Source organism: Streptomyces chisholmiae (assembly GCF_031845445.1).
In the GTDB taxonomy this organism is placed as follows: Bacteria; Actinomycetota; Actinomycetes; order Streptomycetales; family Streptomycetaceae; genus Streptomyces; species Streptomyces chisholmiae.
The window spans coordinates 175,541-188,399 of record NZ_JAVREO010000005.1 but is presented as its reverse complement, the minus strand read 5'-3'; the positions used below and the strand labels follow the sequence as shown (position 1 = coordinate 188,399).

The window sequence follows — 12,859 nt, the reverse complement described above, 5'->3', positions numbered from 1 at the left end:
CGTGCGCGCGGTCGGCGCGACCCTCGCGCTGCCCACCGCGCTGGCCGCACTCTGGTGGGTGACCAGCGCGGACAGTGGCAACGTGTTCCTGCCCCCGCTGCGCGACATCCTGGACGCCTTCGGCCGGGTCTGGTTCTCCGACGTGCTGATCGACGACGTGCTGCCCAGCCTGCGCCGGTTGGCGACCGGCTACGGCGCGGCGCTCGCGCTTGGCGTGCCCGTCGGCTACCTGATCGGACGGTCCCCGCTGCTCGGCGCGCTGGTCAACCCGGTGCTCGGCTACCTGCGGGCGCTGCCGCCGCCGGTGATCATCCCGGTGCTGCTGGTCGCGGTGGGCATCGGCGAGACCACCAAGATCGTCGTCATCGCCTTCGGCGCGCTCTGGCCGATCCTGCTCAACACCGCCGACGGGGTGCGCGCGGTCGACGAGGTGGCGCTGGAGACGGCCGCCGTCTACCGGCTGCCGGCCTGGACCCGGCGCCGCCTCGTGCTGCGGGCGGCCAGCCCGCGGATCTTCGCCGGCGCCCGCCAGGCGCTCGGCCTGGCCATCATCCTCATGGTGGTCAGCGAGATGCTGATGAGCACCGACGGCCTCGGCTTCACCGTCGTGCGGTTCCAACGGTCGTTCGCCCTCCCCGAGATGTGGAGCGGCGTGCTGCTGATCGGCCTGCTCGGCTTCGTGCTCGCCAAGCTCTTCGAGCGGGTCGAGCGGCACGCACTGAGATGGCACCGGGGCCTCACCGGACGCCAGGAAGGACCATCGTGACCGGCACCACGGCCGACGGGGACGTGCTGCTGCGCGTCGCCGGCGTCGGCAAGACCTACCGGGCGGCCGGCCGCTCGGTCACCGCCCTGGCCGGCGTCGAACTGGACGTGCGCGCCGGGGAGTTCGTCTCCGTCGTCGGGCCGTCCGGCGGCGGCAAGACCACCCTGCTGAAGATCGTCGCCGGGCTGCTGCCGGCGACCGAGGGGCAGGTCGTGCTCGACGGCCGCCCGGTCCGCGAACCACCCGAGCGGCTGGGTGTCGTCTTCCAGGAGTACGGGCGCAGCCTCTTCGCCTGGAAGACGGTCCGCGCCAACGTCGAACTGCCGCTGCGCCACCGGGTGTCGGACCGGGCGGAGCGGCGGCGCCTGGTCGCCGAGGCGCTGGCCGACGTCGGCCTCGCCGACGCCGGCGACGCCTACCCCTGGCAGCTGTCCGGCGGCATGCAGCAGCGGGTCGCCATCGCCCGGGCCCTCGCCCACCGGCCCCGACTGCTGCTGATGGACGAGCCGTTCTCGGCGGTGGACGCCCAGACCCGGGCCGACCTGGAGGACCTGCTGGCCACCCTGTGGCGGCGGTACGGAATCACCGTGGTGTTCGTCACCCACGACATCGACGAGGCCGTCTACCTGGGGCAACGCGTGGTGGTGCTGAGCGCCGCCCCCGCCCGGGTCACCGCCGACATCGCCGTCGATCTGCCGGCCGTCCGCGACCAGTTGACCACCCGCTCCGACCCGCGCTTCGCCGAACTCCGCGCCCGCGTCTACGGCCACGTCCGCCGCCCGCCGGCGGCCCCGCCGAGCGCCGAGCCGGCCGAGCCCGCCCAGCCCGCCGAGCCGACCGGGACAACGGCCCAACCCGCCGCGCCGACCGGGTCCGTCGCACGCCCCGAGTCCGCCGAGTCCGCCGAGTCCGCCGAGCCCCGTCACCCCCGGGAGAGCCAGACCCCATGACCGCCACACCCCCGCGCCCGTCCGCCGCCCCCCGCTGGACCGACACCGGCGGCGGCACCGGCCCGCTCTGGTCCTTCCCGGTGGGCGACGCCCGGGTCTTCCCGCTCCGCGAGGTGGACTACCTGCCGTCGCCCACCGAGTTCTTCCCGCAACTGGAGCGCGAGCCCTGGACCGAGGGCGCCTTCTACACCCGGGAGCCGTTCCTCCGCGACGGGCGGATCGTCCTCAACCAGGAGGCCCACCTGCTGCGGGTGGCCGGCCGGCACATCCTGATCGACGCCGGCGGCGGCAACGGGAAGCGCCGTAACGGAGCCGTCTTCGACCGGGCCGACCGCCCCTTCCTCGAACAGTTCGCCCGGGCCGGCGTCGCCCTGACCGACGTGGACACCGTCGTCTTCACCCACCTCCACGTCGACCACGTCGGGTTCGCCACCAGCGCGGACGGCGCCGGCGGCTGGGCCCCGACCTTCCCCAACGCCCGCTACCTGGTGGTCGAGGAGGAGTTCGCCTGGTGGACCGGCCCCGCCGGGGCGCGGGCGCTGGAGCGCACCGGCGACTACCTGGCCGACAGCATCCTGCCGCTGGCCGCCGCCGGCGTCCTCGACCTGGTGCCGGCCGACCACGAGGTGGCGCCCGGCGTCCGGCTGGTCCCGGCCTTCGGCCACACCCCGGGCAACGTCTGCGTCGAGGTCGAGTCGGCCGGCCAACGCGCCGTGTTCGCCGGCGACATGCTGCACCACGGCGTCCAACTGGAGCGGCCCGAGTGGAGCATCAGGTACTGCGTGCACGCCGAGGACTCGGCGGCCCAGCGGCGCGCGCTGCTGGAACGGGTCGCCGACACCGGGGACCTGCTGGTTCCGGCGCACTTCCCGTTCCCGGCCGCCGGCCGGGTCAGCCGGGTCGAGCGCGGCTTCGGCTACACCTTCCTCGACGTCGCCGACCCGGCCGCCCCCGTCGACCGGCCGCGCGCGTGACCGAGCCGACGCCCCGGCGCTACGTCGCCGACTTCCACACCCACTACGCCAACCCCGCGCTGCCGGCGCTGCCGCCGCCGAACCCGGCCGCCGCGCTGGCCGACCGGTGGACCGGGCTGGCCCGGCGGATCGCCGACCTCGACGACCTGCTCGGCGACACCCGCCGGCACGACCTCGACCTGCGGGTGCTCAGCGCCCCGCCCTCGCTGGTCACCCCGCCGGGCCGGCGCACCAGCCCCGCCGAACTACGCCTGCTCAACGAGCACCTGGCCCAGGCCACCGCCCGGGCGCCGGACCGGCTGGCCGGCCTCGCCACGGTCGACGCCTTCGCCGGCGAGTCCGCCGCCGAGGAGGTGACGCGGGCCGTCACCGGGCTGGGGCTGCCCGGCATCGTGGTGGACTGCGCCACCGGCGACCAGCTGCTCGGCGCCCCGGCCGCCCGCCCCACGCTGGCCGCGGCGGCCCGCCTCGGCGTCCCCGTCTTCGCGCACCCGGTCAGCACCGAGCCGCTCAGCCTGGCCTTCGCCGACCTGGGCCGGTTCGGCACCTCGCTGGCCCGCGGCAGCGTCACGGCCGCCGCCCTGCTCTCCCTGGTCACCGAGGGCGTGCTCGCCGAACTCCCGGGCCTGCACGTGGTGTTCCCGATGCTCGGCATCGCCGGGCTGGCGCTCGCCGCGGCCGCCGACGAGGGCGCCGCCCTCACCGCGCCGCCGCCCGGCGCCGACCGGGCGCACGTCTACGTCGACACGATGGGCTTCGCGCCGACCGCCATCCGGTTCGCCGCCGACCTGCTCGGCGCCGACCACGTCCTGGTGGGCAGCGACTGGCCGATCGGCCAACGCGCCGCCAGCCGGCGGCGGGTGGAGACCGCGCTGCGGGAGACCGGGCTCACCCCGGCCGAGGCCGACCTGGTCGCCGGCGGCAACACGCTGCGCCTCCTCGGCCGCGACGCCCCGAGGGGGACGGCCGGACGCTAGTCGGGTGCCACACGGGTCCGCAGGTCCGCCTCCGTGATCTCGCGCAGCACCCGGCACGGCACCCCCGCCGCGACGGTCATCGGCGGCACGTCCCTGGTCACCACGCTGCCCGCGCCGATCACCGAGCCGTAGCCGACGCGGACGCCCGGCAGCACCACCACGTTGCTGCCGATCCACACCCTGTCCTCGATGGTGATCGGCTCGGAGAACCGCGCGAAGTCCACCCGGCGGTCCGGGTGCACCGGATGCCCGGTGGTGGTCAGGGTCACGCTCGGCGCGATCATCACCCCGTTCCCGACGCGTATCTCCACGTCGTCCACGAAGGTCAGGTTGACGTTGCCGAAGAACCCGTCGCCGAGGTGCACGTTGCTGCCGAACGCGGCATGGAACGGCGGCAGCAGCACGGCGTCCGCGCCGCAGGAGCCGAGGATCGCCGCACGCAGCTCCCGTTGCCGCTCGGTCTGGCCCGGCGGCGTGTGGTTGTACTCGAAGATCAGGTCGGCCCGCCGCCGCCCGGCCTGGAAGGCCGCCTCCGACTCGGTGTACACCAGCCCCCGCCCGATCCGGTCCAACACCGCACGCTCGCGCTCCCGTTCATCCATGCCCGACCTCCGTCGCCAACCGCCCCCGTCACCCCGGCAGTCTGCCCCACCCCGGCCGGCCGCGGGCTAGGATTCGGGCGTGGCCCTCAGCATGGAGGACGTGGCACGGTTCGAGGCGGTCAGGCCGCGGCTGGCGGCGATCGCGTACCGGCTGTTGGGGTCGGCCAGCGAGGCCGAGGACGCCGTGCAGGAGACGTTCCTGCGCTGGCAGGCGGCCGATGTCGGGCGGATCGAGGTGCCCGAGGCGTGGTTGGTGAAGGTGCTGACCAACCTGTGTCGCACCCAGCTCACCTCGGCCAGGGCCCGTCGGGAGACCTACGTGGGGCAGTGGCTGCCCGAGCCGCTGCTCGCCGGCGATCCGATGCTGGGCCCGGCGGACACCGTGGAGCAGCGTGAGTCGGTGTCGTTCGCGATCCTCACCCTGATGGAGCGGCTCACCCCCAACGAGCGGGCCGTGTACGTGCTTCGGGAGGCGTTCGCCTACCCGCACCGGGAGATCGCCGAGATCCTCGACCTCACCGAGGCGGCCAGCCAGCAGATCCTGCACCGGGCCAGGAAGCACGTCGCCGCCGGCAAGGTCCGCGTCGAGATCGACGAGGCCGCGGCCCGGCGGATCGTCGAGGAGTTCCTCGCGGCCGCGACCAGCGGCCGGACGGAGCCGCTGGTGCGGCTGCTGACCGACGACTCCGTCGCGGTCGGCGACGGTGGCGGGCAGGTCCCGGCGCGCGCCGTGCCGTTCGAGGGGGCGGTCGCCGTGGCGACGTTCCTGCGTGGCCTGTTCCGGCCGAGCGACGCGAAGCGGGCGCTGCTCGGCGGCTCCGCCGATCTCCACTTCAGCACCGCCAACGGGGACCCGGCCCTGGTGGTGGTCGTCGCCGGCCGGGTCGTCGGCGTGCTGTGCCTGGAGGTCACCGAGGCCGGCATCGCCGGGGTGCGCAGCCAGGTCAACCCGGACAAGCTGGCCCGGGTCGCGGCCCGTTGGGCCGCGTCCGGGCCGGGGGAGCCGCTGCTCAACACCTTCTGACCGGCGACGCACGGCGGTGTGAGCTGGTTCACAGCGGGGGGCTGTCAGGAATCGGCGGGCTGTCCGGTTCAAGGGGCGCATCCGCGTTGGACAGGAGAAGGCCCATGCAGCAGCACCGCATCATCGTCATCGGAGCCGGCTACACCGGAGTCACCGCGGCCGGGCGCGTCGCGCGGCGGTTGCGCCGGGAGGACGTCCGGATCACCCTCGTCAACGCCGAACCCGACTTCGTCGAGCGGGTCCGGCTCCACCAGCTGGCGGTCGGGCGGGAGTTGACCCCCCGGCCGCTGCGCGACCTGCTCGCCGGCACCGGGGTGGAGCTGCGCGTCGGGCGGGTCACCGGTATCGACGTCGAGCACCGCACGGTCACCGTCACCGACGACGCGTCGGACCGCGCGGAGTTGGCGTACGACACGCTGGTCTACGCGCTGGGCAGCGGCTGGGCGGCCGGCGGCGTGCCCGGCGTGGCCGAGCACGCCCACGAGATCGCCGGCCGCCCAGGGGCGCTCCGGCTGCGGGACCGGCTGGCCGGCCTGACCGCCGGCGCCTCGGTGCTCGTCGTGGGCGGCGGCCTCACCGGCCTGGAGGCGGTCACCGAGATCGCCGAGTCCCGCCCGGACCTGGCCGTCGCGCTCGCCACCCAGGACGGGCTCGGCGACCAGTTCTCGGCCAAGGGCCGCCGGCACCTGCGGAAGGTCATCGACCGGCTCGGCGTCACCGTGCACGAGCACACCGTGGTGGCGCGCGTCGCGCCCGACCACGTCGCCACCGCCGACGGCCGGACCATCCCGGCCGCGGTCACCGTGTGGAACACCGGGTTCGCGGTCCATCCGCTGGCCGCCGCCACCGGGTTGACGACCGCCGACACCGGCCAGATCGTGGTCGACGCGACCATGCGCTCCGTCTCCCACCCGGAGGTGTACGCGATCGGTGACGCGGCCGAGGTGGCCGGCCCCGGCGGGAAGCCGCTGCGGATGTCCTGCGCCTCCGGCGTGCCCACCGCCTGGCAGGCCGCCGACGCGATCGCGGCCCGGCTGACCGGCCGCGCGCTGCCGACCACCGCGCCCCGGTACGTCAACCAGTGCGTCTCGCTGGGCCGGAAGGAGGGGCTGATCCAGTACGTCACCGCGGACGACCGCCCGGTGCGGGCGGCCGTGACGGGGCGGCTCGCCGCGCTCTACAAGGAGGTGGTGTGCCGGGGCGCCGCCTGGGGCGTCGGCAACCCGACGCTCGGCCTGCCGAGCCGGCGCCGCGCCGTCGTCGCGCCGGAGGCGGGTGGCCGGGCGGCGACGGGGGTGGGGGAGGCGCGGGGCGTCTAGGCCGGGCCGGGCGCCGGGGGCTGGCCCGGCGGGCGCCGCCGTTGGTGGCCGGCCCCCGGCCCCCTCGCTGCGCGCCGTGGCACGCGCCGCCGGCGTCTCGGCGACCGCCGTCTACCTGCACTTCGACTCGTGGACCGCGCTGATCGAGGCGGTGCTTGAGCAGCACTTCACCGACGCCAGGACCCGCGTCGAGTCCCCGACCGCAGCCGCCGGCTCGCCGCGCGAGCGCCTCGACGCCTTCGCGCTGGCCCTGGTGGGCTGGGGGCTGGCCCACCAGGGCCCCTACCAGCTGCTCTTCGAGAGCGTGGACTGGCTCAAGGAGACCGACGCGGTCCGCGCGTCGCTGGACGAACACGTCGCCGCCCTCGCCGACGACCTGCGGTCCGCCGGCGCCGTCGAGGGCCGGGCCGACGCGGTGGAGCGGGCCGAACTGCTGTGGACCGCCCTCCAGGGCATCGTCGCCGAACGCCGCCGGCAGGCCCGCCACGTGGGGCGCCGGGACGTCACCGAGGACGTCCTCGGCATGGTCGCGATCTTCGCCGGCCCCGCCACCGGCCGGGCCCACGCCGGCCCACCACGGATCCCCGCCTGAGCGTTGACGCCGGAGGTTTGGGCGGCTGCTCAGCGGAGGGCGCCGCTGGCGAAGCGGGCGACCAGCGCGCGCAGCGGGGCCGCCGCCTCCCGGGGCGGCAGCCGGATGTCCAGCCCCAGCACCTCGATCCGGGCCAGCCTGGCGCCCCGCGGGTCGCTCACGGTGATCACCCGGCGGGTGGCGCCGTCGGGGGCCGGGTGGACGACGGGTGGCGGGGGCGCGGCGACCCCCGGCCGGCGGTCGTGGGGGAGGGCGGGCGTTCGGGTCAGGCGCGGGCGGCGTCGAGGAGGACGTCGACGAGGCGTTCGGCGGCGTCCGGGCGGCCCTGGGTGCGGGCCTGCGCGGCCATCGTGGCGCGGTGCGCCGGGTCGGCGAGCAGCGGACCGACCGCCTCCCGCAGGGTGTCCGGGGTCGGGTCGGCCGGGAGGGCGACGGCGGCGCCGGCCTCCTGGAGGTGGCGCGCGTTGTGCGCCTGCTCGTTGCCGGCCGAGGTGGCCAGCGGCACGAAGACCGCGGCCTTGCCCAGCGCGGTCAGCTCGGCGATGGTGCCGGCCCCGCTGCGGGAGATCACCACGTCGGCCAGGGCCAGGACGTCCGGCAGTTCCGGCCCGACGTAGCCGGTCAGCAGGTAGCGGCCGGCGAGTTCGGCCGGCAGGCCCGCGGTGTGCCGCCGCAGCTCCTCGACGTTGCCCGGGCCGCACTGGTGGATGACGTTGGCCTGGGTGAGCAGCCAGGGCAGGATGTCCCGCACCAGGTGGTTGATCTGCTGCGAGCCCTGCGCGCCACCGGTGACGTAGACGGTCGGCAACTGCGGCGCGAAGCCGGACAGGCCCAGCGCGGCGCGGGCCTTCTCGGGCTGGCCGGTGAGGACCTCCGGGCGCACCGGGTTGCCGGTGACCACGGCGACCGCCCGCGCCGCCTCGGGCAGCAGCGGCAGCGTCGACTCGGAGGAGACGGCGATCCGGGTGGCCCGCCCGGCCAGCGTGCGGTTGGCCAGGCCGAGCCGCACCGTCTGCTCGTGCACCACCAGGGGCCGCTTGCAGAACCTGGCCGCCGCCAGCCCGACCGGCACCGCGACATAGCCGCCGGTGGCCAGCACCACGTCCGGGCGGAAGCCGTTGACCAGCTTGCGGGACTGCGCCACGCCCAGCGGGACGCGGCCCATGTCCTTCACGTTGGCGGGGGAGAGCATCTTCAGCGGGTTGCTGGAGCGGCGGATCTTGCCGGTCGCCACCGGGGCGAACCTGATGCCCTCGCCGGCCGCCACCCGCGCCTCCAGGCTGTCGGCCGTGCCCACCCACAGCACGTCCAGTGCCCGCCGGGAGTCAGCCAGCCGGGCCTGGAGGGTGCGCACGGCGGTCAGCGCGGGGTAGGTGTGGCCGCCGGTGCCCCCGCCGGTGACGATCAGTCGGAAGGCCCGGTCGGAGTCGGACGGGGAACGGCCGGCAGCACTGCTCACAGCGGATAACCAATCTGGCCAGGGGCGACGGACCCCAACCCGCGTGCGTGGCTGGGGTGATGGGACGACAGCGCGGACGATAGCAGGGCCGTTTCCTGGCCGGCGCACGCGGTGACGTGCGCCGACCCGGGTGCCGGCGCGCACGCCGGCACCCGGGCTGGCGTGCGCGCCGGGGGCCGGCGGCCGGCCGGCGCCCCCGGCGTCCCCCGGCCACCGCTAGGTCCGGCGCGGGCCGCCGTCCGCGGGGTTCGGCTCCGCCGGCCGCCGGCCGTTCGCCTCGGGGCCGTGTGGGTCGCGGTCGCCCGCGTCCCGGTCGTTCGTTTCGCGGCCGTGTGGGTCGCGGCTCACGCGGTGGCGGTGGACGGCGCCGAGGACGGCGTCCAGCAGCAGGAAGGCCAGCAGGGACAGGCCGAGCAGGGGCGCGAAGTAGCCGGCCACGGCCGCCACCGCGAGCAGGAGGAGCAGTCCGGCGCGGGGTGCGCGGCGCCAGGCGCCCCGGCTCGGTGGCCGCGCCCAGCCGCGGCGGCCCTCGCCCGTTGGGCGGCGTCGCCACCACATGCGGTAGCCGAGGACGATGAGGGTCATCAGCGCGGTGGCCAACAGCATCAGCAGGAGCTGGTTGGCGAAGCCGAAGAGCAGCCCCATGTGCGCGTCGACGCCCCAGCGGGCGAGCTTGGCGGCCAGCGGGAAGTCGGCGAAGCGCACGGTGTCCGTCACCTCGCCGGTGCCGGCGTCGACGGCGACCGCGTCCACCTGGGTCGGCCAGTGGGCCTGGACCTCCTGGACGGCGTAGGCGCCGCCGGGCTCGGTCGGGTAGACGATCTCGACGGGGGCGCGCAGGCCGGCCTCCCGGGCGCTCTCCCACGCCTGGCCGGGGGTGATGGTCGGCGCGTCGGACGTGTCGGCCCCGTCAGCCCCGTCGTCCAGGTGGTCCTCGTGTGCGGGGTGCTCCGCGTGCTCGCCATGTTCACCGTGCTCGCCGTGGCCCTCGCCGTCGGCGCGGCCGCCGTGGGTGCCGTGCCCTGAGGGCTCGGCGGAGCCGGGCGGTGCGGTGTTCACCGTCGGGGTCTCCCAGGACAGGTCGCCGCGCAGCTGGGTGATGTTGGCGCCGGCGTGCTGCGACCAGGTCAGGCCGGTCAGCGCCAGGAAGCACAGCGGCAGCGCGATCCACAGGCCGAGCGAACCGTGCCAACTCAGCAGCCGGCGCCGGCCCTTGGCGCGTGGCTCGGGCAACAGCGCGCCCCTGGCCCGGCGCCGGCGCCGCTGCCCGAGCCAGAGGAACAGCCCACCCAGGGTGATCACGGCCAGCCAGCTGGCGGCGAGTTCGCTGTAGTGGCGGCCGAAGTCGCCGAGGTGGAGGCCGCGGTGGAGTTCGTCGATCCACCAGCGGAAGGGGAGCGCCCCGGACGAGCCGTAGGCCTCCAGGTCGCCCCGGACCTCCGCCGTGTAGGGGTCGACGAACACGGCGAGGCGGTGGCTGGGGCCGAGGTCCGGCAGGTCGAGCAACACCCGGGTGGTGTCGCCCGGTTCGGCCGCCGGGCGGACCCCGTCGAGCGTGCCTTCCGGGTACGCGGCCCGGGCCGCGGCGATCTGCTCGTCGACGGGCCGGTGGGCGTCGCCGACCGGCACGCTCAGCTCGTGGTCGTAGACCAGCTTCTCCACCTGCACCGAACCGGCGTACAGCAGCCCGGAGAAGGCGGCGACGAACAGGAACGGCGCGACCAGCAGGCCGGCGTAGAAGTGCAGCCGCAGCACGAGGGGCCGCAGCGACGCGGAGCGCGGCCCGGCGGGGCGGTCCTCCTCGGGGGGTGGCTCGGGGCTGGCTGGGGTGTCCGGTGTGGCGGTCGTCATGCGTCACCTCTGGTCCGGTGGGGCCGGCCGGCCCGCGAACGGCGTTCACCCCAGGAGTCGTCCGCGCGGCGGCTCCCGTTCCCGCCGAGCGCGGACCCGGCGCCCGTCCGCGCCGCCCGGCCCGCCGGAGGCCGCACGCCGACCCGGCGTGCGGGACCCGGCCGGTGGGCGGTTGCCGCGCCCGGGGTGGCCCGGGTGGCCCGGGTGGCCGGGGCCGGGCGCGGCGGGGTGTGCGGGGTGGGGTCAGTCGGCGGGCCGGGTCGGGCGCGGCCGGCGGCCGATGCCCTCCAACGCGGCCAGCGCCTCGTCGGGGAGCGCGAGCCCCGCGCCCGCGACGTTCTCCCGCAGGTGCGCCACCGACGAAGTGCCCGGGATGAGCAGGATGTTGGGCGACCGGCGCAGCAGCCAGGCCAGGGTGACCGAGATCGGCGTCGCGCCCAGCCGGTCGGCCACGGCGGACAGCGCGGTGGACTGCACCGGGGTGAAGCCGCCGAGCGGGAAGAAGGGCACGTACGCGATGCCCTGGTCGGCGAGTGAGTCGATCAGCTCGTCGTCCTGCCGGTAAGCGAGGTTGTACAGGTTCTGCACGCAGACGATCGGCGCGAGCGACCGGGCCTCGGCGACCTGGGCGGCCGTCGCGTTGCTCACCCCGAGGTGCCGGATGAGGCCCTGCCGTTGGAGGTCGACGAGGGCGGCGAAGGGCTCGGCGAGCGAGCCCGGCTGGGGGCCGCTGGCGTCGCCGAGCCGGAGGTTGACCACGTCGAGCGCGTCGAGGCCGAGGTCGTCGAGGTTCTCGTGGACGGCGCGGCGCAGCTCGTCGGGGCGCCGGGCGGGAGGCCAGCCGCCCTGCTCGTCGCGGACCGCGCCGACCTTGGTCACCAGGCGCAGGCCCGCCGGGTAGGGGTGCAGCGCCTCCCGGATCAGCCGGTTGGTGACCCGCGGTCCGTAGGCGCCGGCGGTGTCGATGTGGGTGATCCCCAGGTCGACGGCCGTGCGCAGGACGGCGAGCGCGCCGTCGCGGTCGGCGGGCGGTCCCAGGACGCCGGGGCCGGCCAACCGCATGGCGCCGTAGCCGAAGCGGGTGACGGTCGACTCGCCGAGGGGCCAGCCGCCGCCGGGAAGGGTGGGGACGGGAGTGTGCATGACGGTGCCTTCGCTGCCGGGTCCGGTGATGGGGAGAGCGGTGTGTCGCCGGGGCGTTCGCCGGGCGTCGGCGGAAACCTCGGGCGCGCGGTGCGCTGGCGCGCGCCGCGTTCGCTCCTGCCGTCGATCGTCGTCCGAGGGCGGGCGGCGCGGCCAATACCGATGCGGCGCTCGCTGATACCCGCCGGGTATCAGCGGCGTACGCTGGGGCCATGGAGACCGTGGACACCGTGGAGACCCGCGAGCTGCGGTACTTCGTGGCCGTCGCCGAGGAGTTGCACTTCGGGCGGGCCGCCGAGCGCCTCGGCATCGCCCAGCCACCGCTGTCCCGCGCCATCCAGCAGCTCGAACGGCGCCTCGGCGTCCGCCTGTTGGCCCGTGACCGGCGCGGTGTGGCGTTGACCGGCGCCGGCGAGACGCTGCTGCACGAGGGCCGGGCGGCCCTCGACGCGACCGCCGCCGCCGCGCGCCGCACCCGCCGCGCCGGCGCCGCCGACCGGCCGGGTGGCGCCCGCGACCGGCTGGTCCTCGCCGTGAAGGCCGGGGCCTCCCACGAACTGCTGCACAAGCTCCTCGACGCGCACGCGGCCGAGCCGGCCGCCGCCGAGATCGAGGTGCTGCCGAGCGGCACCTGCGACCAGGAGGCGATGCTGCGCGACGGCCGCGCCGACGCGGCGCTCATGCACGCGCCGTTCAACTCGCTCGTCGGCTTCGACAGCGAGGAGCTGATGACCGAGGGGCAGATCGCCGTGCTGCCCGCCGGACATCCGCTCGCCGCCCGCCGGACGCTCTCCATGGCCGACATCGAGGGCGTCCCCGGCCTGCCGCTGGCCCGTTGGGCCCGGCACGGCGTCTACCCGCCGGGCCCTGGCCCGGAGATCCACGACCAGACGCAGCTGGCCCAGCTGATCGCGCTCGGCCGGACCGTGGCCGTCTACCCGGACTCGGCCCGCGCCTGGCTGTGGGCCGAGCACGCCGCCGTGCCGCTGGCCGACGCGCCGCCCGTCGTCACCCACATCGCCTGGCCCGCGCACAACCGCTCCCTGGCGCTGGCCGCGCTGGTCCGCACCGCCACCAGCCTCTGACCGGACCCGCGCCCCCACGGCCGCGGGCGAGCGACCGGCGCGCGCCGCGACCAGCGGCGGCGCTGGAGCCTGGGTAACTTCCCGGCCGCACCGGCCCGTTGCCACCCCGGGGCGGGC

At 76.2% G+C, this 12,859-nt stretch carries 13 protein-coding genes; 8 read left to right on the top strand and 5 right to left on the bottom strand.

Annotated features, from left to right (window positions below; genetic code table 11):
• The first annotated feature begins 1 nt into the window (after position 1).
• The 4 genes from RM844_RS10420 to RM844_RS10405 are packed head-to-tail and all read left to right on the top strand — an operon-like array spanning position 2 to position 3,667.
• Positions 2-766, top strand: a complete 765-nt coding sequence (locus RM844_RS10420) for an ABC transporter permease (protein WP_311666743.1) — start codon at positions 2-4, stop codon at positions 764-766.
• Positions 763-1,716, top strand: a complete 954-nt coding sequence (locus tag RM844_RS10415) for an ABC transporter ATP-binding protein (RefSeq protein WP_311666742.1) — start codon at positions 763-765, stop codon at positions 1,714-1,716. The genes RM844_RS10420 and RM844_RS10415 overlap by 4 nt, the downstream gene beginning before the upstream one ends.
• Positions 1,713-2,690, top strand: a complete 978-nt coding sequence (locus tag RM844_RS10410) for an MBL fold metallo-hydrolase (RefSeq protein WP_311666741.1) — start codon at positions 1,713-1,715, stop codon at positions 2,688-2,690. The genes RM844_RS10415 and RM844_RS10410 overlap by 4 nt, the downstream gene beginning before the upstream one ends.
• Positions 2,687-3,667, top strand: coding sequence for an amidohydrolase family protein (locus tag RM844_RS10405; protein WP_311666740.1), 981 nt, complete (start codon positions 2,687-2,689; stop codon positions 3,665-3,667). Before RM844_RS10410 ends, RM844_RS10405 begins: the two co-directional genes overlap by 4 nt.
• Here the strand turns inward: RM844_RS10405 and RM844_RS10400 are convergent.
• Positions 3,664-4,269, bottom strand: coding sequence for a sugar O-acetyltransferase (locus RM844_RS10400; RefSeq protein WP_311666739.1), 606 nt, complete (start codon positions 4,267-4,269; stop codon positions 3,664-3,666). The genes RM844_RS10405 and RM844_RS10400 overlap by 4 nt on opposite strands.
• 79 nt (positions 4,270-4,348) lie before the next feature.
• Between RM844_RS10400 and RM844_RS10395 the strand changes: the two genes are divergently transcribed.
• The 3 genes from RM844_RS10395 (at position 4,349) to RM844_RS10385 (ending at position 7,204) form a co-directional block, all read left to right on the top strand.
• Positions 4,349-5,293: an RNA polymerase sigma-70 factor gene (locus tag RM844_RS10395; protein WP_311666738.1), complete on the top strand. Its 945-nt coding sequence runs from the start codon at positions 4,349-4,351 to the stop codon at positions 5,291-5,293.
• A gap of 104 nt (positions 5,294-5,397) precedes the next feature.
• Complete coding sequence (locus tag RM844_RS10390; protein ID WP_311666737.1) at positions 5,398-6,612, top strand: NAD(P)/FAD-dependent oxidoreductase; 1,215 nt, start codon at positions 5,398-5,400, stop codon at positions 6,610-6,612.
• A gap of 76 nt (positions 6,613-6,688) precedes the next feature.
• Positions 6,689-7,204, top strand: a complete 516-nt coding sequence (locus tag RM844_RS10385; protein WP_311666736.1) for a TetR/AcrR family transcriptional regulator — start codon at positions 6,689-6,691, stop codon at positions 7,202-7,204.
• Positions 7,205-7,233: 29 nt separating this feature from the next.
• On the opposite strand, the gene RM844_RS10380 is transcribed toward RM844_RS10385, so the two are convergent.
• The 4 genes from RM844_RS10380 to RM844_RS10365 form a co-directional block, all read right to left on the bottom strand.
• Positions 7,234-7,365 carry a hypothetical protein gene (locus RM844_RS10380; RefSeq protein ID WP_311666735.1) on the bottom strand — a complete coding sequence of 44 codons (132 nt, stop codon included), beginning with the start codon at positions 7,363-7,365 and terminating at the stop codon, positions 7,234-7,236.
• 104 nt (positions 7,366-7,469) lie between these two features.
• Positions 7,470-8,663 carry a UDP-N-acetylglucosamine--N-acetylmuramyl-(pentapeptide) pyrophosphoryl-undecaprenol N-acetylglucosamine transferase gene (locus tag RM844_RS10375; protein ID WP_311666734.1) on the bottom strand — a complete coding sequence of 398 codons (1,194 nt, stop codon included), beginning with the start codon at positions 8,661-8,663 and terminating at the stop codon, positions 7,470-7,472.
• 216 nt (positions 8,664-8,879) lie between these two features.
• Positions 8,880-10,514, bottom strand: coding sequence for a PepSY-associated TM helix domain-containing protein (locus RM844_RS10370; protein WP_311666733.1), 1,635 nt, complete (start codon positions 10,512-10,514; stop codon positions 8,880-8,882).
• 243 nt (positions 10,515-10,757) lie between these two features.
• Positions 10,758-11,657: an oxidoreductase gene (locus RM844_RS10365; RefSeq protein ID WP_311666732.1), complete on the bottom strand. Its 900-nt coding sequence runs from the start codon at positions 11,655-11,657 to the stop codon at positions 10,758-10,760.
• A 212-nt stretch (positions 11,658-11,869) separates the two neighbouring features.
• Between RM844_RS10365 and RM844_RS10360 the strand changes: the two genes are divergently transcribed.
• Positions 11,870-12,742, top strand: a complete 873-nt coding sequence (locus RM844_RS10360) for a LysR family transcriptional regulator (protein WP_311666731.1) — start codon at positions 11,870-11,872, stop codon at positions 12,740-12,742.
• Positions 12,743-12,859: the final 117 nt, after the last annotated feature.

Coding starts and splice junctions, on each gene's coding strand:
- RM844_RS10400 (WP_311666739.1), bottom strand. CDS start 4,269: ATGGATGAACGGGAGCGCGAGCGTGCGGTGTTGGACCGGATCGGGCGG.
- RM844_RS10390 (WP_311666737.1), top strand. CDS start 5,398: ATGCAGCAGCACCGCATCATCGTCATCGGAGCCGGCTACACCGGAGTC.
- RM844_RS10360 (WP_311666731.1), top strand. CDS start 11,870: ATGGAGACCGTGGACACCGTGGAGACCCGCGAGCTGCGGTACTTCGTG.
- RM844_RS10365 (WP_311666732.1), bottom strand. CDS start 11,657: ATGCACACTCCCGTCCCCACCCTTCCCGGCGGCGGCTGGCCCCTCGGC.
- RM844_RS10410 (WP_311666741.1), top strand. CDS start 1,713: ATGACCGCCACACCCCCGCGCCCGTCCGCCGCCCCCCGCTGGACCGAC.
- RM844_RS10370 (WP_311666733.1), bottom strand. CDS start 10,514: ATGACGACCGCCACACCGGACACCCCAGCCAGCCCCGAGCCACCCCCC.